Origin of the sequence: Kribbella sp. NPDC051770 (assembly GCF_040681455.1) — a bacterium.
Classification (GTDB): domain Bacteria; phylum Actinomycetota; class Actinomycetes; order Propionibacteriales; family Kribbellaceae; genus Kribbella.
In genome coordinates this window covers 43,123-65,431 of record NZ_JBFAYT010000006.1, presented here as the reverse complement: position 1 = coordinate 65,431, position 22,309 = coordinate 43,123, and the positions used below count along the sequence as shown (strand labels likewise).

At 71.7% G+C, this 22,309-nt stretch carries 22 protein-coding genes and 1 riboswitch; of the genes, 8 read left to right on the top strand and 14 right to left on the bottom strand.

Annotated elements, in window-relative coordinates; translation table 11 throughout:
* The first annotated feature begins 29 nt into the window (after positions 1-29).
* Entirely contained in the window at positions 30-758 is a 729-nt protein-coding gene (locus AB0M01_RS20690; RefSeq protein WP_363671752.1) for an SDR family NAD(P)-dependent oxidoreductase, read from the top strand.
* A gap of 55 nt (positions 759-813) precedes the next feature.
* Here the strand turns inward: AB0M01_RS20690 and AB0M01_RS20685 are convergent, their stop codons facing one another.
* Positions 814-1,404: a hypothetical protein gene (locus AB0M01_RS20685; protein WP_363671750.1), complete on the bottom strand. Its 591-nt coding sequence runs from the start codon at positions 1,402-1,404 to the stop codon at positions 814-816.
* 97 nt (positions 1,405-1,501) lie between these two features.
* Between AB0M01_RS20685 and AB0M01_RS20680 the strand changes: the two genes are divergently transcribed.
* Positions 1,502-2,188, top strand: a complete 687-nt coding sequence (locus AB0M01_RS20680) for an alpha/beta fold hydrolase (protein WP_363671748.1) — start codon at positions 1,502-1,504, stop codon at positions 2,186-2,188.
* Here the strand turns inward: AB0M01_RS20680 and AB0M01_RS20675 are convergent.
* The 3 genes from AB0M01_RS20675 to AB0M01_RS20665 form a co-directional block, all read right to left on the bottom strand.
* Positions 2,150-3,523, bottom strand: coding sequence for an L-serine ammonia-lyase (locus AB0M01_RS20675; RefSeq protein ID WP_363671746.1), 1,374 nt, complete (start codon positions 3,521-3,523; stop codon positions 2,150-2,152). The genes AB0M01_RS20680 and AB0M01_RS20675 overlap by 39 nt on opposite strands.
* A gap of 80 nt (positions 3,524-3,603) precedes the next feature.
* Positions 3,604-3,696, bottom strand: a riboswitch (glycine riboswitch).
* 71 nt (positions 3,697-3,767) lie between these two features.
* The gene (locus tag AB0M01_RS20670) at positions 3,768-4,100 is read right to left on the bottom strand and encodes a DUF3817 domain-containing protein (RefSeq protein WP_363671744.1); all 333 of its coding nucleotides are present in this window, start codon (positions 4,098-4,100) and stop codon (positions 3,768-3,770) included.
* Positions 4,101-4,113: 13 nt separating this feature from the next.
* Positions 4,114-5,586 carry an alpha/beta hydrolase gene (locus AB0M01_RS20665; RefSeq protein ID WP_363671742.1) on the bottom strand — a complete coding sequence of 491 codons (1,473 nt, stop codon included), beginning with the start codon at positions 5,584-5,586 and terminating at the stop codon, positions 4,114-4,116.
* A gap of 101 nt (positions 5,587-5,687) precedes the next feature.
* On the opposite strand from AB0M01_RS20665, the gene AB0M01_RS20660 reads away from it, so the two are divergent.
* The gene (locus AB0M01_RS20660; RefSeq protein WP_363671740.1) at positions 5,688-7,142 is read left to right on the top strand and encodes an alpha/beta hydrolase; all 1,455 of its coding nucleotides are present in this window, start codon (positions 5,688-5,690) and stop codon (positions 7,140-7,142) included.
* Here AB0M01_RS20660 and AB0M01_RS20655 read toward each other — a convergent pair.
* Together AB0M01_RS20655 and AB0M01_RS20650 are read right to left on the bottom strand one after the other, a co-directional pair.
* Positions 7,079-7,714 (bottom strand): TetR/AcrR family transcriptional regulator, encoded by a 636-nt coding sequence (locus AB0M01_RS20655; RefSeq protein WP_363671738.1) that lies wholly within the window; start codon positions 7,712-7,714, stop codon positions 7,079-7,081. The two genes, AB0M01_RS20660 and AB0M01_RS20655, sit on opposite strands and share 64 nt — an antisense overlap.
* Positions 7,715-7,752: 38 nt before the next feature.
* Positions 7,753-9,099, bottom strand: coding sequence for an FAD-binding oxidoreductase (locus AB0M01_RS20650; RefSeq protein ID WP_363671736.1), 1,347 nt, complete (start codon positions 9,097-9,099; stop codon positions 7,753-7,755).
* A gap of 195 nt (positions 9,100-9,294) precedes the next feature.
* Between AB0M01_RS20650 and AB0M01_RS20645 the strand changes: the two genes are divergently transcribed.
* Complete coding sequence (locus tag AB0M01_RS20645) at positions 9,295-10,560, top strand: S1 family peptidase (protein ID WP_363671734.1); 1,266 nt, start codon at positions 9,295-9,297, stop codon at positions 10,558-10,560.
* A 55-nt stretch (positions 10,561-10,615) separates the two neighbouring features.
* On the opposite strand, the gene AB0M01_RS20640 is transcribed toward AB0M01_RS20645, so the two are convergent.
* From AB0M01_RS20640 to AB0M01_RS20630, 3 genes are all read right to left on the bottom strand, one after another.
* Entirely contained in the window at positions 10,616-10,822 is a 207-nt protein-coding gene (locus AB0M01_RS20640; protein WP_363671732.1) for a hypothetical protein, read from the bottom strand.
* A gap of 209 nt (positions 10,823-11,031) precedes the next feature.
* Positions 11,032-12,453 carry an aminopeptidase P family protein gene (locus AB0M01_RS20635; RefSeq protein ID WP_363671730.1) on the bottom strand — a complete coding sequence of 474 codons (1,422 nt, stop codon included), beginning with the start codon at positions 12,451-12,453 and terminating at the stop codon, positions 11,032-11,034.
* Between the two features lie 72 nt (positions 12,454-12,525).
* Positions 12,526-13,239 carry a GntR family transcriptional regulator gene (locus tag AB0M01_RS20630; RefSeq protein WP_363671728.1) on the bottom strand — a complete coding sequence of 238 codons (714 nt, stop codon included), beginning with the start codon at positions 13,237-13,239 and terminating at the stop codon, positions 12,526-12,528.
* A 97-nt stretch (positions 13,240-13,336) separates the two neighbouring features.
* Between AB0M01_RS20630 and AB0M01_RS20625 the strand changes: the two genes are divergently transcribed.
* Genes AB0M01_RS20625 through AB0M01_RS20610 form a run of 4 tightly spaced genes read left to right on the top strand, consistent with a single transcriptional unit; the run spans position 13,337 to position 16,727 of the window.
* A complete protein-coding gene (locus AB0M01_RS20625) occupies positions 13,337-14,512 on the top strand; it encodes a hypothetical protein (RefSeq protein ID WP_363671726.1) in 1,176 nt (391 codons plus the stop codon).
* 9 nt (positions 14,513-14,521) lie between these two features.
* The gene (locus AB0M01_RS20620; RefSeq protein ID WP_363671723.1) at positions 14,522-15,280 is read left to right on the top strand and encodes a 5-oxoprolinase subunit PxpA; all 759 of its coding nucleotides are present in this window, start codon (positions 14,522-14,524) and stop codon (positions 15,278-15,280) included.
* Positions 15,280-15,882: an allophanate hydrolase subunit 1 gene (locus AB0M01_RS20615; protein WP_363671721.1), complete on the top strand. Its 603-nt coding sequence runs from the start codon at positions 15,280-15,282 to the stop codon at positions 15,880-15,882. The genes AB0M01_RS20620 and AB0M01_RS20615 overlap by 1 nt, the downstream gene beginning before the upstream one ends.
* The gene (locus AB0M01_RS20610; RefSeq protein ID WP_363671719.1) at positions 15,879-16,727 is read left to right on the top strand and encodes a biotin-dependent carboxyltransferase family protein; all 849 of its coding nucleotides are present in this window, start codon (positions 15,879-15,881) and stop codon (positions 16,725-16,727) included. The genes AB0M01_RS20615 and AB0M01_RS20610 overlap by 4 nt, the downstream gene beginning before the upstream one ends.
* Here AB0M01_RS20610 and AB0M01_RS20605 read toward each other — a convergent pair.
* The 5 genes from AB0M01_RS20605 to AB0M01_RS20585 form a co-directional block, all read right to left on the bottom strand.
* Entirely contained in the window at positions 16,708-17,709 is a 1,002-nt protein-coding gene (locus tag AB0M01_RS20605) for a proline racemase family protein (RefSeq protein WP_363671717.1), read from the bottom strand. The two genes, AB0M01_RS20610 and AB0M01_RS20605, sit on opposite strands and share 20 nt — an antisense overlap.
* Before the next feature lie 94 nt (positions 17,710-17,803).
* Positions 17,804-18,706 carry a dihydrodipicolinate synthase family protein gene (locus AB0M01_RS20600; RefSeq protein WP_363671715.1) on the bottom strand — a complete coding sequence of 301 codons (903 nt, stop codon included), beginning with the start codon at positions 18,704-18,706 and terminating at the stop codon, positions 17,804-17,806.
* On the bottom strand, positions 18,703-20,418 hold the full coding sequence (locus tag AB0M01_RS20595; protein ID WP_363671713.1) for an FAD-dependent oxidoreductase: 1,716 nt from the start codon (positions 20,416-20,418) through the stop codon (positions 18,703-18,705). The genes AB0M01_RS20600 and AB0M01_RS20595 overlap by 4 nt, the downstream gene beginning before the upstream one ends.
* A 56-nt stretch (positions 20,419-20,474) precedes the next feature.
* Positions 20,475-21,623 (bottom strand): FAD-binding oxidoreductase, encoded by a 1,149-nt coding sequence (locus AB0M01_RS20590; protein ID WP_363671711.1) that lies wholly within the window; start codon positions 21,621-21,623, stop codon positions 20,475-20,477.
* 94 nt (positions 21,624-21,717) lie between these two features.
* Positions 21,718-22,308, bottom strand: coding sequence for an XRE family transcriptional regulator (locus AB0M01_RS20585; protein WP_363671709.1), 591 nt, complete (start codon positions 22,306-22,308; stop codon positions 21,718-21,720).
* Position 22,309: the final 1 nt, after the last annotated feature.

Genomic DNA, 22,309 nt, shown 5'->3' with positions numbered 1-22,309 from the left:
CCGGCGCGGTCCCGGCCAGAGTCGGAGCCATGACCATCACACTGATCACCGGGGCGAACAAGAGCCTCGGCTTCCAGGCCGCCCGCGAACTCGTTGCCCTCGGCCACCTCGTGTACGTCGGGGCACGCGATCCTGAGAAGGGGCGCCGGGCTGCTGAGGAGCTGGGCGCGCGGACCGTCCGGCTCGACGTGACCGACCCGGCGTCGATCCGCTCCGCGGCCGGGCAGATCAAGGCCGACGAGGGACGGCTCGACGTCCTGGTGAACAACGCGGGCATCCCCGGGCACCTGAACAGCGCCGGGATCCCGGGGCATCCGTCGACCGCCCGGGAGGTGACGGCGGAGACGCTGCGGACGGTCTTCGAGACGAACGTGTTCGGGGCCGCGCAGGTGCTGCACGAGTTCCTGCCGCTGCTCGGCACGAGCGAGAACCCGGTGGTGGTGAACGTGAGCAGCGGGCTAGGGTCGATCGCCGGAGTCCCGTTCGAGGGCGAGTCACCGGTCGAGTCGTGGATCCCGGCGCCGGGCTACGCCGCGTCCAAGGCGGCGCTGAACATGCTGACCGCGCAGTTCGCCTACCTGCTGCCGGAGCTGCGGATCAACACCGTCGACCCCGGCTACACCGCGACCGACTTCAACGGGCACCGCGGGACGCAGACCGTCGAGGAGGGCGCGGCGATCATCGTGCGGGCGGCGACGGTCGGGAAGGACGGGCCGACCGGTAAGTACCTGAGCGCGCAGGGCCCGGTCGCCTGGTAGCCGAGCGCCGGTCTGGGGGCGCCGGTCTGGGGGGCGGCGAGCGGCGAGCGGCGAGCTACGGGACCAGTTCGTCGAGCCAGCCGAACAGCCGGTCGGCGAGGGTCGGGTCCTGTTCGGGGTCTCCGTCCGGCGGGTTGGACGGCGTCTCGGTCGGCGTCGGGGTCGGTGACGGCGTGGCCGACGGCGTCCCGGGCGTCGGCCGGCTCGTCGGGGTCGGTACGACCGGCGGGCGCGCGGTGATCGTCGGCAGCGGCCGCCGGTTCGGGTCCTCGGCGGGGACCGTGGTCGGCGCGCCCGGGGTCGGGCGGCCCGCGTGGGCGCCGCTCGGGTCCTCGCGCTGGACGTCGCCGCGGCCGACGCCCCACGGCTCGGTGGAGGGCGCGAGCGTCGGCGTGACGACCGGGCCGCGCGGATCGCCGTCGACGTACGGGTAGCGCTGGTCGGCCGGGTTCACGACCGGGAGGCCGGCGACCGGGTTGGCCGCGTCGGGGTCCCCGCCACCGGGCAGCGGTAGCAGGCCGGCGACGGCCAGGGCGGCGTACAGGCCGATGGGCAGGGCGATGCAGGCGGCGGTACGGCGGACCCTCTTGCTCCTCAGCGGGGTCCGGCGCGGTGCTGCCTGTTCTTCCTCGGAGAACAGACTCACAGTTCCGGCACAGTAGCGGGTGTTCACACGTTTCAAACAGGTCTTGGAACGATCTTCACTCTTTTTGTCACCTGCCCGGCGGGGAAGACTGCCCGGCATGACAATCCTGCTGCTGCACGGCCTCGGCGCGACCCGCCGGGTCTGGGACGGCTGGCCGACCACCTCCGCCCACGCCCCCGACCTCCCCGGCCACGGCTCCGCCGGTCCGCTCGACAGCTACAGCTTCGAGTCGATCACCGCCGCCGTCGCCCAGAACCTGCCCGACCTGACCACCGTGATCGGCCACTCGCTGGGCGGGGTGATCGCCCTCGAGCTGGCCAGCGGCCGGTACGGCGTCCGCGTGGACCGCGTGATCGCCCTCGGCGTCAAGGTCACCTGGTCGGACGAGGACCTGGCCCGGACCGCGGCGCTGGCTGCCAAGCCGGTCACCTGGTTCGACACCCGCGACGCCGCCGCCGAGCGCTACCTGAAGATCTCCGGCCTGCAGGGCCTGGTCGACCTGGCGAGCGACGCCGTCGACCACGGGCTGCGCGAGGAGGACGGCCGCTGGCGGCTCGCCCTCGATCCCCGCGCGTTCGGCGTCGGCGCCCCGAACATGGCCCGCCTGCTCCGCGACGCGCAGGCGGACGTCGTACTGGCTCGGGGTGAGCTGGACCCGATGAACACCGACGCCGAGCTGTCAGCGCTGCACGACCAGGTCGTCACGCTGCCCGGTGCCGGCCACAACGCCCATGTGGGAAACCCGTCAGCACTCGATCACGTTGACGGCCAGGCCGCCTCGTGACGTCTCCTTGTACTTGATCTTCATGTCGGCGCCGGTCTCGCGCATCGTCTTGATCACCTTGTCCAGCGTGACCACGTGCACCCCGTCCCCGTGCATCGCCATCCGGGCCGCGTTGATCGCCTTCACCGAGGCCATCGCGTTCCGCTCGATGCACGGGATCTGGACCAGCCCGCCGACCGGGTCGCAGGTCAGGCCGAGGTTGTGCTCCATCGCGATCTCGGCGGCGTTCTCGACCTGCTCGGGGGTGCCGCCGAGCACCTCGCACAACCCGGCGGCGGCCATCGAGCAGGCCGACCCGACCTCGCCCTGGCAGCCGACCTCGGCGCCGGAGATGGACGCGTTCTCCTTGTAGAGCACGCCGATCGCACCGGCCGCGAGCAGGAACCGGACCGCGCCGTCGTCGGACGCGCCGGGCACGAACCGCCGGTAGTAGTGCAGGACGGCGGGAATGATGCCCGCGGCACCGTTCGTCGGTGCGGTGACGATCCGGCCGCCGGAGGCGTTCTGCTCGTTCACCGCGAGCGCGAACAGGTTCACCCAGTCCATCACCTTGAGCGGGTCGACCGACCACTTGTCGCTGCTCAGCTTCTGGTGCAGCGCGTGCGCGCGGCGCGGGACCTTGAGGCCGCCGGGCAGCACGCCCTCGGTCTCGCAGCCCTCGTCGACGCAGTCCTGCATCACCTGCCAGATGTGCAGCAGCCCGGCCCGGATCTCCGGCTCGGTCCGCCAGGCCAGCTCGTTGTGCAGCATCACCTCGCTGATCGCGAGCCCGGACTCGCGGCACCGGTCGAGCAGCTCGGCGCCGGTCAGGAACGGATACTTCAGCGGCGTCCGGTCCGGCACGATCCGGTCACCGGCCGCCGCGTCCTCGTCGACGACGAAGCCGCCGCCGACCGAGTAGTACGTGCGTTCCCGCAGTACGGCGCCGTCGGCGGCGCGCGCGACGAAGGTCATCCCGTTCGGGTGGTACGGCAGCGCCTTGCGGCGGTGCATCACCAGCTGGGTGTTCTCGTCGAAGGCGATCTCCTGCCGGCCGGCCAGCCGGAGCCGCCCGGCCGCGCGGATCGCCGCCACCCGGTCCTCGACCGAACCGGTGTCGACGGTCTCGGGGTCTTCGCCCTCGAGACCGAGCAGGACCGCCTTGTTGCTGCCGTGCCCGTGCCCGGTCGCGCCGAGCGAGCCGAACAACTGCGACTCGACCGCCGTCGTCCGGTCGAGCAGCCCGTCGGCCTCCAGGCCGAGGGCGAAGGTGCGGGCGGCGCGCATCGGTCCCACGGTGTGGGAGCTCGACGGGCCGATCCCGATACTGAACAGGTCGAAAACGCTGATCGCCATCTTTGGAGGTTCCTTCCGGTCGTCGTTGACCGATCGGTGTGCCTCCCCGCTCTGTCAGACGTGCTGTCTTCCAGAGGTGCCTCGCCCGTGCGGTGAGGGTGCCTGAGAGATTCTTGGGGAGAGTTGCTCCTACGGCGCCCAGGTCGGGCCTGGGTCTCTCCCGCACGGGTTCATACGGCGGGTGCTGCTGACGATCGCGACGGTACGGCGGCCCGGCCGCACTCGTCAATCCGGCCGTGCGGTCTCAGCGCAGCCGGCCGGTCCGGGCCGCCCACAGCTCGAAGAACCAGGTGAACAGCGGGGGAACGCTTGCCGCCAGCGCCAGCAGCGTGGTCGGCCAGCTCCAGCCCAGCGGCTTGCGGACGACCGCCACGGTCAGCACGTAGGCGACGAAGATCCCGCCGTGGATCGGCCCGAAGACCTGGACGCCGATCTCGTTGTCGGACAGCACGTACTTGAACAGCATCCCGATCAGCAGCCCGGTCCACGACACCGCCTCGGCGATCGCCACCACCCGGAACCAGGTCGCATGCTTGGAACCAGCCGGCGCGTCCACGGCTGCAACAGTCTCGGTCATCAGAGCAGTGACCCTAACAAGCGGCTCCAACCAGCGGCTTCTCCGTCAACAGGTAGTCCGCGACCCGGTCGTCGACGCACGCGTTCAGCCCGCCGTACGCACCGTGGCCCTGGCCTCTCCAGGTCAGCAGTACGCCGGAGTCGAGGCCGGCCGCGAGCTCCCGCGCCCACGTGTACCGGCCCAGCGGGTCGCCGGTGTTGCCGATCACCAGGACCGGCGCGGCCCCGCGGCCCACGATCGGGCGCTCGCGGCCGGCGCCCGGGTGCGGCCAGCCGGCGCAGGTCAGCATCAACAGCCCGCTGATCGGCCCGAACCGCGGCGAGACGCGAGCGAACTCCGGCATCGCCGCGCGCACGCTCTCGACGGTGATCCGGTCGGGGTAGTCGAGGCAGTTGACCGCGGAGTTCAGCAGCCCGAAGTTCGAGTGCGAGCCGTCCGGGCGCCGGCCGGTGAAGACGTCGCCGAAGGCCTGCAAGGCGTCCGGCCGACCGGCGTACGCCGACGCGAGCGCGCGGGTCAGTGTGTCCCACAACGGCGGGTCGGAGAAGCCGATGGTCAGCGCGCCGACCGCCCCACCGCGAGTCAGTGGCGTACCGCGCCCGGTCGGCAGCGGTCGCCGGTCGAGGCGGGCCAGGAACGCGTCCAGCTTCATGAGGGCGTCGCCGTAGCTCGCGCCGAGGGCGCACGGCTTGCTGCCCAGGCACCGCGTGACGAGCTGCCGGAAACCGAGCTCGCTGCCGGCCGCCTGGTCGAGCAGCGTCTGCCGGTAGGTCCGCGTCGGCGACCCCGGCGCGTCGAGCACGACCCGGCCGACCCGGTCGGGAAAGAGTTCCGCGTACGCCGCCCCGAGCTGGCCGCCGTACGAGACGCCGAGGTAGTGCAGCTTGTCGTCGCCGACCGCCTGGCGGACCAGGTCGAGATCGCGCGCGGAGTCGAACAGCCCGAGGTGTGGGAGCAGCTCGGACTTCGCGCAGGCGGTCGCGAAGGCCTCGGCCGCGACGCCGAGTGCCGCCCACTGCGCGTCGGTGGTCGGCATCGCGGTCGCCGAGTTGTCGCCTGAGTCCGGTCCGCAGCTCAACGGTGTCGAGGAGTCCGCGCCGCGCGGGTCCCAGCTGACCAGGTCGTAGCGCCCGAGCAGCGCCTGGTACCGCGCGACCATTCCGCTGACCAGATCGAGACCGGACGCACCCGGGCCGCCGGGGTTGTAGACGAGCGAGCCGATCCGGCGGTCCGGGTCGGCCGAGCGGATCCGGGTGACGGCCAGCTCGATCGTGCGGCCGGACGGGTCGGCGTGGTCGAGCGGCGCCTCGACGGTCGTGCACTCGCGCTCGCGGACCGCCTTGGCCCGGGCGGCGTCGAGGTCCTCCAGCACCGCCGCCGGGATCGGGACACCACACGGTTTCCAGTCGGGACCCGCTTCCGGGACCGCGGCACATCCGGCGAGCAGCAGTACGAGGACGACCATCAGCTTCACGATCAGCTTCATGTTCCTCAATTTAACACGACCGTACTAGAAACGTTCGCGGGTTTCCTCCGGGTCCGCACCGGATGCCGGTCAGGGTCCGCGCGGCCAAGGATCGAGGCGTGATGAGACCAACTGCTTGGTGTGCCGCCCTGACCGTCGCCCTGGCGACGCTGACCGTCCCTGCCACCGCCGCGCCGTCCGTCGACTGGTCGGCCTGTGAGCCCGAGCCGGGTGACACACCCGAGGAGATCGCACTGCTGCCGGGCTCCGAGTGCGCGACGGTGACCGTCCCGATCGACTGGAAACATCCAGCTGCAGGCACCTTCGAGCTGGCGATCGCCCGGCGGAAGGCCCAGCAGCAGCGGGTCGGCGTACTGGTGTTCGGGCCGGGTGGACCGGGTGACTCCGGTGTCGACCGGATCCGGACCGGGATGAGCCGGTTCAGTCAGCAGGTCGAGGACCGGTTCGACGTGGTGAGCTTCGATCCGCGCGGTGTCGCCCGGAGCAATGCCGTGAGGTGCTCGGCCGCGCTGGTCGCCCGCCAGCCGTCACCGATCCTGAAGAGCCAGCGCGACTTCGACGACACCATCGCCCACAACCGCGAGCTCGCAGCAGACTGCCGGAAGAACACCGGCCCGGTTTACGACCATCTCGACATGCTGCAGACCGTCCGCGACGTCGACGCGATCCGGGCCGCGCTGGGCGAGTCCCGGATCTCCTTCCACGGCAGCTCGTACGGGACGCTGCTCGGCCAGCAGTACGCCGAGCGCTACCCGCAGCGGGTCCGCGCGGTCGTGCTGGAGAGCGTGTTCGACCACGGGCCCGCCACGACCGGCGAGTTCCTCGACGAGCAGGCGTGGGCCGGGCAGGACTCCTTCGACGAGTTCGTGAAGTGGTGTACGACGGCGACGACCTGCGCCCTGCACGGCCAGGACGTGCACGCGCTCTGGGACCGGCTGATCGCCAGAGCCGATCGCGGCGACCTGCCGGACCCGCAGCGACCGGCGTACCCGATCAGCCCGTTTCAGCTGAGCTTCGTGACGTTCCGGACGTTCTACGGCCCTGACTGGACCAGGCTGGCTGACCTGCTCGCCAAGCTGGACCAGAGCCCACCGCCGACCGCCGTACCGCCAGTGCCGAGCGGGCTGACCAGCTACCCGCTGGCGCCGTTCTGCCGCGACTTCAGCCTGCCGGTCCGCGACTACCGCGAGTACGCCGGCCACCTGCGTCGGCTGGCGCGCGACAACCAGGACCTGTCCTACCCGGCGCAGCTGATGGCCGTGACGACCTGCGTCGGCCTGCCCAAGGCGCCGAACCCGCAGCGCGAGCCGTCGGCGTACCGGCTGCGGACACCGGCGTTGCTGGTCAACGGGCTGCACGACCCGGCGACCGGCTACAACTGGGCGCGGAGCGTGGCCCGTCAGTTCGGGCGGGACGGCGTACTGCTGACCTACCGCGGCTGGGGGCACGGCAGCTACACCACCAGCCCCTGCGTCGAGCAGGCGGTCGACCGCTACCTGGTGACGCTGGCCTTGCCGGCGCGCGGCTCCGCGTGTCCGAGCATCCCGCCGAGCTGACCGAGCAGCACCTCCCGGAACGTGGCCGGGTCCGGCGCCGGCTGGCGCAGGGCCCGGCTGACGATCGCACCGGCCAGCGCGGTCAGCAGGAAGTCGGTCACGTCGGCCGGGCGGTAGGTGTCGCTGAACGAGCCCTCGACGACGCCCTCCGTGACCGCCGCCAGGAACGGCGCCCGGTAGCGGGCCAGCACGTCGTGGCTGTGCGCACGCAGCTCGTCGTCACGCATCGCCGCCCGCCAGAACTCGACCAGCAGCTGCTGCGTACTGGTCGGGTTCTCCAGGCTGCGGTCCGTCATCGCGACCAACCGCCGCCACGGGTCAGGTTCGGCGGCGGCGACCGCTGCGAGCGCCTCGACCTCCCGGTCGGTGGCCAGGCCGAGCGCCTCGACGACCATGTCCTCGCGGGAGCCGAAGTAGTTCTGCAGCGTGCTGATCGCGACCCCGCTGACCGCGGACACGTCGGCGAACCGCGTGCCTTCGTACCCACGGTCGGCGAGCACGGTCGCGACCGCCTCCAGGACGGCCGTCCGTTTCGCACCACCTGCTCGACGTCTGCGCTGCGGCTCTGGCATGGCGACACCTTATGACCAGGCCGCCGCCGGCCCCGCCGCTAGCCGAGGGGCGGGATGTTGTGGTTGAAGCGGAACACGTTGGCCGGGTCGTACTTGGTCTTGACCTCCTGCAGCCGCTGGTACGTCGCTTCGTCGTACGCCGTGCGCACGGCGTCCACCGACGCGTCGGCCGGGGCCAGGTACCCCGGGTGCCGCCGGCCGGTCGCCAGCCGGTCGATCAGCTCGCGCCCGGCGTCGCGCTGCGCCTCGACCTGGTCGGGCGCGACCGCGGTCAGCGCGAAGACCGCGAACCCGATGTCCCGGCGGACCGCGTTCGGCACCCGCGGCGCCCGGCCGAGCGCACCGCCGAGGTGGCTCAGGTTGACCATCGTGATCGCGGTCTCGGCGTCCGGCCCGACGACGTCGAGGACCGCGTCGACGGTGTCCGCACCCAGCTCGTCCAGGACCGCGAAGTGCTCGACCGCGGCGCCCGGTTCGGTCGGGTCGTTGGTGATCCCGGCGATCTCGGCGGCGGGCATCGGCGCGACGGTGTCCATCAGCACCGGCGCCGCGGCGCGCAGCGGGGCGACCAGGGCGGCGCCGTCGTCCGCCGTACCGACGTACGCGAGCCGGACCGAGACGGTGAGCTTGCCGCGCATCACCTCGGGGACGAACGGCAGGTCCGGGGCGCGCAGCAGCAGCACCGACGAGGTGACCTCGTCCGGCGCGGTCGCGGTGAACCGCCGGTACGCCGTCAGCACGTCGCGCGCGTCGGCCCCGGCGTACAGGAGGGCGCCGGCGTACAGGTCGGTGACCGGGAACAGGTCGAACTCGATCGCGGTGACGACGCCGAAGTTGCCCTTGCCGCCGCACAGCGCGAAGAACAGGTCCGGCTCGCTGGTCGCGTCGACCGTGCGCAGCTCGGCGTCGGCGGTGACCAGCTCGATCCGCCGGACGTGGTCGGCGGCGTACCCGAACTTGCGGGCCATCGCGATACTCACACCGCCGCCGAGCGTGTAGCCGACGACGCCGACGGTCGGCGACGAGCCGGCCAGCGGCGCAAGGCCGGCCTCGGCGGCCTCCTCGACGACCTGCCCCCAGCGCACACCGGCCTCGGCGCGGGCGGTCCGGCGCTCGGCGTCGATGGTCAGACCGGTCATCCGGCGGGTGGTGATCGCGACCGCGTCGGCCGGGGTGGACACCGACGGGCCGTGGCCGGTGTTGAGGACGGCGACCGGCCGGCGCACGTCGTGGGAGTGCCGGATCGCGGCCTGGACGTCGGCGGCGCTGGTCGCGCCGACGACGACCTGCGGCTGGTGCCCGACGGACAGGTTGAAGAACGAGAGCTCGTCGGCGTACCCGGCGTCACCGGGGACCAGGACCGGGCCCGCAACAGAAGTCAGCATGTAAATACGGTATCGCCGTACCGGATACCAGCGGGTACCCCTGACGAGTTGTCGCCAGCGAGAAGGGTGGGCGCCCACCGGTGCGGGCTTTCCCTTGCTGACGCTGGGTGCCCTTGTGGTCATCATCCGTAGCCACCACGATTCCCTCACCGTGGCCCTGTGAGGCAAGGCCACCCAGAGGAACCGGATGTGACTATGTCCTTTGTTTCCCCGCCCCGCCCCGAACGACGCCGTCCCCGGCACTTCCGCAAGACCGTCACCGGCGCCGCTCTGACGCTCGGACTCGGCGCCGCCGCCCTGGCGCCGATCCAGTCCGCGAGCAGCGCTCCGCTCCCCGAGGCCGTCGACGGCGTGTACACCGTCCTCGGCCAGAGCTGGGGGGTCTCGGCGACCGAGGCCAAGTCCCGGCTCGACGCCGAGCACGCCAAGACCGCGGCCCTGGAGACCGTGCAGGCCCAGCTGGCCAAGGCGTCCAAGAGCGCCGGCGCCGGCCTGGACGGCGCGTTCTTCGACTCGGCCCGCCGGCTGGTCGTGAACGTGCACACCACCCAGGCGGCCGAGACCGCCCGCGCCAACGGTCTGTCCCCGCGGACCGTTGCCCGTGGCGAGAAGGCCCTGACCGCCCTGCAGACCAAGGCCCAGGCGATCATCGACCGGTCCGGCTCGACGCAGGTGCAGCAGGTCGGCACCGACCTGCCGAGCGACCAGCTGCGGATCATCCTGCAGCCCGGTGAGCAGTCGGCCAAGACTGTTGCCCTGGTCAAGCAGTTGAAGGCGCTCCCCGGTGTTGCCGTGAGCACCAACACGACCACGCTGTCGATGACCGCGGACGTGATCGGCGGCCAGATCATGGACCTGGTCCCGGGCACCAACTGCTCGCTCGGGTTCTCCGGCACCCGCAACGGCAGCGACAACGTGATGCTCAGCGCCGGCCACTGCGTCGAGGGCAACCCGATGGTGCAGAACCGGTCCGGCGTCCGGCTCGGGGTCGGCGTCGCCAGCCGCTTCCGGACCGGCTCGCCGAGTGTCGACATGGGTCTGATGGACATCGACAGCAACAACGTCGGCCGCGGTTACATCGACAACCGCAACGGCCAGACCACCCGGGTCACCGGCTCGTCGAAGGCCCCGGTCGGCTCGACGATCTGCAAGGCCGGCAACACCACCGGCTGGACCTGCGGCACGATCCAGCAGTACAACCTGACCGTCAACTACGGCGGCGCGGGCGGCAGCGTCACCCGCACCAGCGGTCTGGCCCGGTCGACGGTCTGCACCGAGGGCGGCGACTCCGGCGGTGCGTACATCTCCGGCACCGTCGCGCAGGGGATGACGTCGGGCGGCCCGTCCGACGGTCACGACTGCGGCTTCAACCAGGGCGGCAACGCCACCGGCTCGTACTCGTTCTACCAGCCGGTCGTGGACGCCGCGAACTACTACGGGGTCACGCTGACCCGCGGCTGATCCTCCGGACAGGCCGAAGCCCCCACCCTCATCAGGTGGGGGCTTCGGTCCGTTCTCAGTCCAGCACCCGCAGCAGGTGATCCCCCCGGAACACCCGGCCGGACAAGGCCTGCAGCTGCTCGCAGGCCGTCTCCAGCGCCTGCGCCTGACTCGCGCACCCGTCGACGTACCAGAACGGGTCGTCGGGCTGCGGGTCCTCCGCGTCGTCGATGTCGGCGTACCAGTGCCGGTCGCCCGCACACCCGCAGTGCACAACGCGCACCCGTAGATTCATCGTCGTACCCCCCGTGCCTCACTACCCCTGGGTCCCCCCCGGGTCCCAAGTTCGGGGCCGTCCGGCCGGTGCGTGGCCGCGGCCCCCCACCACCACGCACCGAGCCGAAAGCGACCCTCCCCCGCTGACTACATCGGAGCCGACCGGCCCCGTGTTACTACCGGTGACCAGATTTTTTTAAGTGATTGATTCACGACTCACTGTCGCTGCGCCTTGACCCACTGCTCGAGCCCGTCAGCGGTGATCGGGAGCGGTTCGGTGAGGATCTCGAGGCGGTCGGAGTGGACCACGACGTTGTCCTCGATCCGGATGCCGATGCCGCGCAGCTCCGGCGGGACGGTCTCGTCGTGCGGGTGGAAGTACAGGCCGGGCTCGACGGCCAGCGCCATCCCGACCTCGAGGTCCGCGGCGAAGTAGGTCTCCGGGCGGGCGGCGTCGCAGTCGTGGACGTCGAGGCCGATGAAGTGGCCGAGGCCGCAGACGACGTACCGGCGGTGCTGCTGGCCGTCCGGGCCGAGCGCCTCGTCGGTCGACACGTCGACGATGCCCCAGTCCCGCAGGCCCTCGACGAGCACCCGCATCGCCTCGTACTGGAAGGCCCGGTACGGCGCCCCCGGCGTGACCGCCGCGAGCGCGGCCAGCTGTGCCTGGTGCACCAGGTCGTACACCTGCCGCTGCGCTGCCGTGAACTCACCGGTCGCCGGGAACGTCCGGGTCACGTCGGCGGTGTACAGCGTCCGCGTCTCGACGCCCGCGTCCAGCAGGATCACGTCACCCTCGCGCACCGCGCCGTCGTTGCGGACCCAGTGCAGCACTGGCGCGTGATTGCCGGCGGCAACGATCGACGCGTAGCCGACCCCGTTGCCCGCGGTCCGGGCCCGCCGGTCGAACGTCCCCTCCAGCCACCGCTCGCCACCACCACGAATCGCCTCCGGCAGCTCCCGCGCGACGTCCGCGAAACCCTGAACGCTGGCCTCGACGGCCTCGCGCAACTGGTCGAGCTCCCAGTCGTCCTTGATCCGGCGCAGCTCCGAGATCGACTGCCGCAGGATGTCGCCGTCGGTCCGCGAGGTCCGCACCAGCGCGTCCAGCATCGGCTCGACCCCCGGCACCGACAGCATGAACGGCACCGCACCCCGTACGGCGGACGGCAGCTCCTCGATCGGCCGGCACGCGATCTGCAGCGCCTCCGACCAGTCCTTCAGCCCCGGCACGGGACCGATCCACAGCTCGCCGTCGCGCGCGTTCGCGAAGTAGTCGGGCTCGTCCGGACCGGCCGCCTCGCGCAGGTAGAGCGTCGCGTCGCCGTCGGCCGAGATCACCAGTACGGCGCCCTCGGCCTGGCAGCCGGTCAGCCAGACGAAGTCGCTGTCGGCGCGGAACCGGTAGTCGGTGTCGTTGGACCGGACCGGTGCCTGCCCGGCGCCGAGCGCGATCCGCCGTCCGGGCAGCGCGTTGACCAACTTCCGCCGATGCTCCGCGGCCGCTTCCGCCAACCCCGAAGGCAGCACCACCGCCCGATCCACTGCTCCCCAGCCCCGCGGAATCGCGTCCCGGAACCCCTTCGCGTCGATCGGCCGGTACGACTTGCGCTGTTCTTCGGTGCGGTCCTCGGTCATTCGTGCTCTCCCCTGTCGATTGGCCCTACCAGCCATCAACTCAGTTATGAGCCTTACTCCGCAAGCCCGAATTCAGGCCCGGGCGCGGAAGGCTTCGAGCAGCGCCGCCTGGGAGTCGAGCAGGTAGGCGTTGAGGTCGTCGGCGGCCCGCGCGTACTGGCCGGTTTCGAGCAGCTCGAGCAGCGAGCGGTTGCGGGCGATGTACGGCTCGTGCAGCGCCCGCGGCGTCGCGATCACGTGGAAGAGCAGCCGCAGCTCGGCGAGCAGCCGGCCGGTGATCTCGTTGATCCGGGTGCTGCCGGCCAGGCCGACCAGGTGCCGGTGGAAGCGCATGTTCGCCGTACCGACGGAGATCCAGTCCTCCTCGACGGCCGCGGACTCGGCGGCCTCGACGTCGGCCCGGAGCGGCTCGAGCTGCGCGGGGTCCAGGTCGGCGAGACCCCGTACGACGTCGCACTCGAGCACCCGCCGAAGCCGGTACAGGTCGAGCAGGTCGTCCTCGGTGAGGTCGGGGACGAAGACACCGCGGTGCATCCGGTGCACCAGCAGCCCCTCGTGGGTGAGCAGGCGGAACGCCTCGCGCAGCGTGTTCCGGCTGACCTGGAGGGCGTCCTTGAGCGACTCCTCGGACAGCTGGGTGCCGGGCCGGAGCACGCCGTCGGTGATCCGCCGGCGCAGCACGTCGGCGACCCGCTCGGCGGAGCTGCTCCGGTCGAAGTGCGCGGCGTCGTCGGCGACGGCACGCAGCCACGACTGGTCGGCCGGAGGCCCGATTTCGCTCGCCACCTCGTCATCATACGGATCGGCGTTCAACGAGAGTCTTGCAGGATTGTTGAACAATCTCTACGGTTGAGACTCACCATCGACCCGGGGAGTCGCCATCATGCTGACCGTCGAGGAGCAGCGGACCACGCTCAGTCTGCCCGGCCGGACCGCGCCGCTGGCCCGCGAGCTGATCGAGGCCGGTGGGTTCGAGGGCCTGGTCGACGACTTCACCGCCGAGCTGAGCGGCTCCGCGGACGCCGCCGCGATCCGGGAGGCCGGCGCCTCGCTCTGGCGGACCGCCGTCGACCGTGCCCAGGGCCGGCTCACCTCCGGCACCATCGACCCGTACGACGACCGCCCGCTCTACTGGGCCCGGACGGCGATGAGCCGCGCGGTCCGCGAGTGGCAGCCGTCGTACCCGCTGACCGATCTGCAGCGCCGCGCGATCCTGCGCCAGTTCGACTACGCCTCCCGCGGCATCGACGGAGTCGCGTTCCCCGCCGACGGCCCGAAGCTGCTGGTCAGCGGCTTCGACACCTACAGCCTCGACGACAGCCTGCGGCACTCGAACCCGTCCGGCGCCGCCGCGTTGCAACTGCACGGCCGCAAGGTCGGTGACGTCACCATCCAGGCGGTGATCTTCCCGGTGAACTGGACCGACTTCGACCAGGGCGTCGTCGAGGACGCGTTCGGCCCGTGGCTGGTCGGTCCCGAGGACCCGCGGCACCGCGGTGCGATCGACGCGTTCACCACGATCAGCCAGACCCGCCGCGGCCACATGCACATCGAGAAGTGGGCCGGCGGCTTCCGCGGCGGCTCGCCGGACAACAACCGCGCCCTGAACTGGGGCCCGATCTCGGCCGCCGCGCTCTGGCCGCAGCCGCAGCCGTCGCCGCAGTTCATCGGCACCACCCTCCCGTACGCCGAGATGATCGCCGCCGGCACCGGCCCGTGGCCGGTCACGCTGAACCCCGGCATCACCGAGTGGCCCGCCGGGACCTTTCCCGACCCCGACGCGCTGCGCACCGCGCCCGACCCCTCGCCGGGCTCGCACGCGGCCAGCGCCCCGGGCAGCAACTACCTGTCGAACGAGTCGATGTACCGGACCAACCGGCTGCGGCTGGGCACCGGTCACGCGACAATGCCGGGCGGGCACCTGCACATCTCCGCCCTGGAGTACCCCGCCGATCCGAGCGCACTGACCAGCCCCGAGTTCGAGGCTGACCGGAAAGCTGTCGTGGACCAGACCGTCGCCCTGATCGAGGCCGTCGGCAAGACCCTGCTGTTCACCTAGGAGGCTGAGATGTCCGTCGACCTGAACGCCGACCTCGGCGAGGGCTACGGGAGCTGGGCGATGGGTGACGACAACGCCCTGCTCGACGTCGTCACCAGCGCCAACGTCGCCTGCGGTTTCCACGCCGGCGACCCGTCCATCATGCGCGCGGTCTGCCGCCGGGCCGCCGACCGCGACGTGGCGATCGGCGCCCACGTCGGGTACGCCGACAAGCCCGGTTTCGGCCGCCGCTTCATCGACATCGAACCGGCCGCGCTGCGCGACGAGGTGCTGTACCAGATCGCCGCGCTGGACGCGTTCGCCCGGGTCGCCGGCTCGGAGGTCGCGTACGTGAAACCGCACGGCGCGCTCTACAACACGATCGGGCACCACGAGGACCAGGCCGCGGCCGTCGTCGCGGCGGTCGCGGACTACGACCGCGCGCTGCCGGTGCTCGGCCTGCCGGGCGCGGTCTGGCTCAAGCTGGCCGCCGAGGCGGGGCTGACCGTCGTCCACGAGGCGTTCGCCGACCGCGCCTACTCGCCGGACGGCACGCTGGTCTCGCGGCGCGAACCCGGCTCGGTGCTGCACGACGGGCGCGAGATCGCCCGGCGCTGCGTGGCGATGGCGACCGGCGAGCCGATCAAGGACGTGAAGGGCGGGGAGCTGCGGCTGAAGCCGGGGTCGATCTGCCTGCACGGGGACACGCCTGGCGCCGTACAGATCGCTCAGCAGGTCCGCGCAAGCCTCACGAAGGCCGGGGTCGAACTGACTCCTTTTGCGGCCTGATGCAGATTCTGCCCTGCGGTAGTTCGGCGCTGCTGGTCGAGCTCGACGATCTCGACCAGGTCCTGGGGTACTACGCCGCGCTCCGCTCGGACCCGCCGGCCGGTGTCGTCGACATCGTCCCGGCGGGGCGGACGGTGATGGTCACCATCTCCCCGAGCACCACCCTCACCGCCCTCGAACGCACACTTCGCGCGACAACTCCGGCCGGCGACCACCGCACCGAGGGCGACCTGATCGAGCTCCCCGTCGTCTACGACGGCGAGGACCTGGCCGACGTCGCCACCCTGCTCTCCTGCTCGGTCGACGAAGTCATCCAGCGCCACACCTCCGAGGAGTGGACCGTCGCCTTCTGCGGCTTCGCCCCCGGGTTCGGCTACCTCACCAGCGAGTCCTCCTGGGACATCCCGCGCCGCAAGTCCCCCCGCACCAAGGTCCCCGCCGGCGCCGTCGCCCTGGCCGGCGAGTTCAGCGGCGTCTACCCCCGCGAGTCCCCCGGCGGCTGGCAGCTCCTCGGCCACACCGACGTCGCGGTCTTCGACCTCGCGCGCGACCCGGCCGCGCTGCTGAGCCCGGGCCGCAGAGTACGTTTCGTAGTCGCATGAACCGATCCTTCGAAGTCCTCCAGACCGGTCCCCTCACCACCGTCCAGGACTCCGGCCGCCCCGGTCAGGCCGCCCTCGGCATCGGCCGCTCCGGCGCGTGCGACCGTACGTCGTACCAGCTGGCCAATCGCCTCGTCGGCAACCACCCCGACGCGGCCGTCCTGGAGGTCACCTTCGGCGGACTGCAACTGGTCGCTTCAGCGGATCTCGTCTACGCGATCACCGGGGCGACCTGCTCCGGCGTCCCCCTCAACGCCCCCGCCGTCCTCCGGGCAGGCGAGGTGTTGCAGCTCGGCACCCCGCGCACCGGCCTGCGCACGTACGTCGCCTTCCGCGGCGGCCTCGACGTCGACCCGGTGCTCGGCTCCCGCTCGACCGACCTGCTCTCCGGCCTCGGCCCGGCGCCGGTCGCGACCGGCGATGTGCTTGCCCTGGGCAAGGATCACGGCCCGATGCCCGGCGTCGACCTCGCCCCGGTCGCGGACCCGACCGGCGGTCTTCTGACCGTCGACGTACTGCCCGGGCCGCGCCGCGACTGGTTCACCGACAACGGCTGGCGATCGCTGACCAGCCAGTCTTACACGGTCAGCAGCAACAGCAACCGGATCGGCGTACGGCTGGAAGGCGAGCCGCTGGAGCGAGCCCGCGACGGCGAGCTGACCAGCGAGGGCATGAACCTCGGGGCCCTGCAGATCCCGCCGTCCGGCCTCCCGGTCCTGTTCCTCGCCGACCACCCGGTGACCGGCGGCTACCCGGTGATCGGCTACGTCGCAGGCGCCGACCTCGACGCCTGCGCGCAGCTACGCCCTGGCCAGTCGCTCCGTTTCAGAGCACAAACCCGGTAGGGAACGGATCCGACGGGTCCAGCAAGTAGTTCCCCATCCCCGTGATCCAGGCCCTGCCTCGTACGGTCGGGATCACTCCCGGCAGACCGCCGACCGTCGTCGTCTCCAACAACTTCCCGGTGAAGCTCGTCCCGATGAACGACTCGTTCACGAACTCCTGCCCCAGCTCCAGCTCACCACGCGCATGCAGCTGCGCCATCCGCGCACACGTCCCCGTCCCGCAGGGCGACCGGTCGAACCACCCGGGATGAATCGCCATGGCGTTCCGCGAGTCGCTCCCGTCCCGCCCCGGCGCCGTGAACTGCACGTGCTTGCAGCTGTGGATCCCCGGGTCCTCCGGGTGCACCGGCCGGTCGGTCTCGTTGATCGCCGCCATGATGTCCAGCCCGGCCTGCAGGATCCGGTCCTTCTCCGACCGGTCGAACGGAATCCCGAGCTGCTCCAGCGGCAGGATCGCGTAGAAGTTCCCGCCGTACGCCAGGTCGTAGGTGACGGTCCCGAGCCCCTTGACCTCGACCGAGGCGTCCAGAGCGTGCGAGTACGCCGGGACGTTCCGTAGCGTCACGTGCTCGGCGCGACCGTCCTTGACCGCGACGTCGACCACGACCAGCCCGGCCGGCGTGTCCAGCCGGACCTGCGTCAGCGGCTCGCTGACCGGCACCATCCCGGACTCGACCAGCACGGTCGCGACGCCGATCGTCCCGTGCCCGCACATCGGCAGGCAGCCGGACACCTCGATGTAGAGCACACCCCAGTCGGCGTCCGGCCGGGTCGGCGGCTGCAGGATCGCGCCGCTCATCGCGGCGTGCCCGCGCGGCTCGTTCATCAGGAACAGCCGCAGGTCGTCGTCGTGCGCCATGAAGTACTGGCGGCGCTCCTCCATCGTCGCGCCCGGGATGACCCCGACGCCGCCGGTGATCACCCGGGTCGGCATGCCTTCGGTGTGCGAGTCGATCGCGCTCAGCGTACGAACTGACCTCATACCAACGACCTTCCGGTGGACGATGCGTGCGCTTCCAGCATCCCTCGCGAGCTCGGCGCCCGGCCGCGCGGGACTTCCAGCGTCCCTCGCGGGCTCACGCCAGCGACTCGACCGCGCGCTTCATGTCCTGCTCGAGCTGCACGACGTGCTCGGGAACCAGCGGCCCGCGCGGCGGGCGGCAGGGGCCGCCGTACCGGCCGACGTAGTCCATCGCCCACTTGATCGCCTGCACGAACTCGACCCGCGAGTCCCAGCGGAACGACGCGACCAGCGGCTCGTACAGCGCGCGGGCCTCGTCCAGCTTGCCCTCGAGCGCCAGGTTGAACAGCCGCACCGACTCGGCCGGGAAGACGTTCGGGAATCCGGCGAACCAGCCGGTCGCGCCCATCAGCAGCGCCTCCAGCGTCAGGTCGTCGGCGCCCGCGACCACGGTCAGGTCCGGCGCCTGCTCGCGGATCTCCAGGATCCGCCGGACGTCACCGGAGAACTCCTTGACCGCGACGATGTTCTCGATCTGTGCGATCTCACCGAGCAGGTCCGGGGTCAGGTCGACCTTGGTGTCGAGCGGGTTGTTGTAGACCATCACCGGGAGCCCGGCCTTGGCGACCTCGCTGAAGTGGTGCAGCACCTCGCCGCGGTTGGCGCGGTACATGGTCGGCGGCAGGCACAGTACGCCGTGCGCCCCGTCCTCGGCGGCCTTCTCGGCCCAGCTCCGGGCCTGGTGCGCGCCGACGCCGTGCACGCCGACGACCACGATTCCGTCGTCGCCGACGGCCTCGATCGCGGTCCGCGCGACCGCGCGCCGCTCGTCGTCGGTCAGCGACGAGTACTCACCGAGCGACCCGTTCGGGCCGACGCCCCGGCAGCCGTTCTCGATCACCCAGCGGCAGTGCTCGGCGTACTTGTCCAGGTCGGGCCGCAGCCCCGCCGGCGCGCTCGCGTCCTCGGCGTACGGCAGTGCCGTCGCCACGATCACGCCATCCAGCTTCTCGCTCACAGTTCCTCCTCGTTGGCCAGGTCGCCGAGCCGTACCGGCACCGCGATCGGTCGTTTGTGGTCAGCCGGCTCCGCACCGGTCAGACAGGCCGCGTTCCGGGCGCACACGCGCCCCTGGCACAGCCCCAGCCCGACCCGCCCGGCCAGCTTCAAGCTCCTGCCGGTCTCCAGCCCGCGGTCGGTCGCGGTGCGTTCGAGATCCCCCCGTGAGACCTCTTCGCACCGGCAGATCAGCGTCGCGGGATCGCTCCACTCACGCCAGCCGTCCCGGACCGGGTACGCCGCCGCCAGCGCGTTCGCAAATCGCTTGCCTTTGGCAACTTCATCCGGTCGCCCTTCCGCCCCAGCACGCGGCCGCGCCGCGCCTACCACCAGCCGTGCGGCCGCCGCCCCCGCCACGCGCCCTTCCGCCGCCGCCAGATCAGCCCCGCCGATCCCAGTGATCTCCCCAGCCGCGAACACTCCCGCCGTGCTGGTCCCCTGCCACTCATCGGTCACCACCGCCGACCCATCAGCAGTCAGCTCACACCCCGCCGCAACCGCCAACTCCAGCTGCGCCGTGAACCCGTACCCCACGCACACCGCATCGACCTCGACCTGCTCCTCGGTCCCCCGCACCGGCCGCCAGTCCGCATCGAGCTTCGCGACCGTCACCGCCTCGACGCGCCGATTCCCGTGCGCAGCGATCACCGCCCGCCCGTGCCGCAGCTGAATCCCTCGCCGCGCCAGCACCCCGGCGTACCCGACCGCCTCGCGAACCTTGCCCCGAGCAACCAACGGATCGGTCATCCACCCGCGAGCGACCGTCCGCAACGCGTTGGCCTCGTACACCCCGACCACGTCGGCCCCGACCCCGAGCAACGCTTCAGCCACCGGCAGCAAGAACGGCCCGGTCCCCGCCAGCACCACCCGCTGCCCGACCGCGATCCGCTGCCCCTTCGCGAGCGCCTGCGCCGCCCCCGCGCTGTACACCCCCGGCAGATCCCACCCGCTGAACGGCAGCACCCGGTCGTACGACCCCGGCGCGAGCACGATCGCCTGCGCCGCAACGGCTTCCACCCGCCGCCCGACCGCATCAGCTTCGCCGCGCTGCACCCAGACGTGCTGCCCCTCGATCGCGAACACCGAGGTCTCCGCGAGGTGCGTCACCCGATGATGCCTCGCGACGCGATCGCGCAGCTGCACGAACTTGCCCCACCCGTGCTGCAACCTTCCCGGCTTGCCCGCCGCAAACTCCTTCGGCAGCTGCCGATGGAACTGCCCGCCCACAGCGCGGCCGGCATCGATCAGCCCTACGCTGACCCCGGCCTCAGCCGCCGCCAGCGCCGCGTTCAACCCTGCCGGACCAGCCCCGACCACCACCACGTCGTACGCCGTACTGGCGGCACTCGTCGACCGAGCACCATCCCAAACCGACCGAGCACTCTCTCTGGTAACTCTTTCCTCGGCCGCACCCACCCCCGGCAGCACCGCGCCGACCTGCGTACTGATCTCGTCCCCCGCCGAAACCGTCCGCTGACAAGCCCGCACATCCGGCGTCCCGTTCACCACCACCAGGCAGTCGAAGCACGCACCGATCCCACAGAACACCCCCCGCGGACTCCCAGCCTTTCGCGTCGTCCGCCAGGACTCCCGCCCGGTCGCCATCAACGCGGCAGCCACCGTCTGCCCCGGCAGCGCCTCGACCGCCTCACCGTCGACTGTGATCCCCACGGCCGCCCCGAAGCGCGGCTCCGCCGGATCCCCTTCCGCAGAACGCAGGTACGGACTCACAGCACCCCCACGACAGCCGGCCGATCCACCCGGAACGGCTCCGGATCCAGGTGCGGCGGCACCCCGATGAACAGCTCCGTCAGCAACCGCCCGGTCGCCGGCGCCAGCCCGATCCCCGCGCCTTCGTGCCCGGTCGCGTGCCACAGCCCCGGCACCCGCGGATCGGCGCCGATCACCGGCAGATGATCCGGCGCGTACGGCCGGAAGCCGCCGTACGTCCGCATCACCGGTACGTCGGCCAGAAACGGAAAGATCCCCACCGCCTTGCGCGCCAACTCCCGCAGGACATGCACCTTCAGCGCGTCGTCGAACCCGATCCGCTCCCGGCTCGACCCGATCAGCACCGTCCCGGCCCGCGTCGACTCGACGACGGTCGAGGTCTGCAGCTCCGCGTCCCCGCTCCCGACCGCGCCGACGTAGTCCGCGTCGTACACCTTGTGCCGCACGCTCTCCGGCAGCGGCGCGGTGACCAGGATCATCCCGCGCCGCGGCAGGATCTCGATCGGCGCACCGGCCGCCGTACCGAACGCTCCGGACCACGGCCCGCACGCGTTCACCACGGCATCACACTCGATCACGCCTTGGTCGGTCTCGACACCGACCACGCGCCCAGCCTTCTGCCGCACGCCGCGCGCAGTCACACCGCTGCGCACCTCACCACCCCGCGCCCGTACGGCGGCCAGCAAAGCCGTTGCCAACAGCACCGGTTGCACCTGCGCGTCGTCCGGGTAATGCACCGCCGTCGTCACCGCACGCGTCAGCAGCGGCTCCAGCTCGAACGCGTCCGCCGCGCTGATCACCCGCGCGTCGACACCCGCATCCCGCTGCGTCGCGGCGAACTTCTCCAGCGGCCCCGGCTCACCGGTCGCGACGACCAGGCCGCCCTTGGCTTCCCACTCGACGTCTGCGACCTGCTCCGGCAGCCGCTGCAGAACGACGCCGAACTCCCGCCGCGACGCGACGGCCAACGCCAGCTCCGGCCCAGGCTCCTTGTCCGAGACCAGCACGTTCCCCTCGCCGGAGGAGGTCGTCCCACCGGCCGGCGTCCCGCGGTCGATCACGGTCACGGCGACCCCGGCAGCGGACAGCGCCTCGGCGCAGGCGGCACCGATCACCCCTGCCCCGACCACCACCACGTCCGGCATCTCGTCGACCCCATCGCCTCGTCGTTCACTTTAATGAACGCTTCGAGCGTACGACGCCCCCTGCTCCAGGTCAACGCCGGACCGTGCCGCGGCCCTACTCGGTGTGCAGCGTCTCCAACGCCCCCGGCATCGTGTCCGGCGGGTACTCCAGCAGCAGCACCGACCGCACCTCACCGTCCAGCGCCTCGTACTCGTGCGGCCCGTTCGCCCGGAAGGCCAGGTAGTCGCCCGCACCGAGCTCCTGGCTCCGGTCCCGGGCCGTGATCCGCACCCGTCCGGTCAGAATCACGTGATGCTCGGTCCCCGGGTGCCCGCTCGAGTGCTGCACCTCACCCGGCCGGATCCGCTGGTCGTACACCTCGAACAGGCTCCCCGGACTCTCCAGCCGCCGCAGCATCCGCAGATCCACCGCGGCCCCGCTCAGCGCCTCGACGTCCGCCGACCGCACCAGCACCAGGTCCGACGCCGGCGGCTCACTCAGCAGCGCCGACACCGGCACCCCCAGGGCGTTCGACAGACTGAACACCGTCTCGATCGTCGGATTCCCCGCCCCCGACTCCAGCTGCGACAGCGTCCCCTTCGCGATCCCCGACCGCCGCGCCAGCTCCGACAGCGAGATCCCCTGCTCGTCCCGCCGGACGCGCAGATTCACCCCGAGCACCCGCCCCGCTCCCTGACCAGCCACA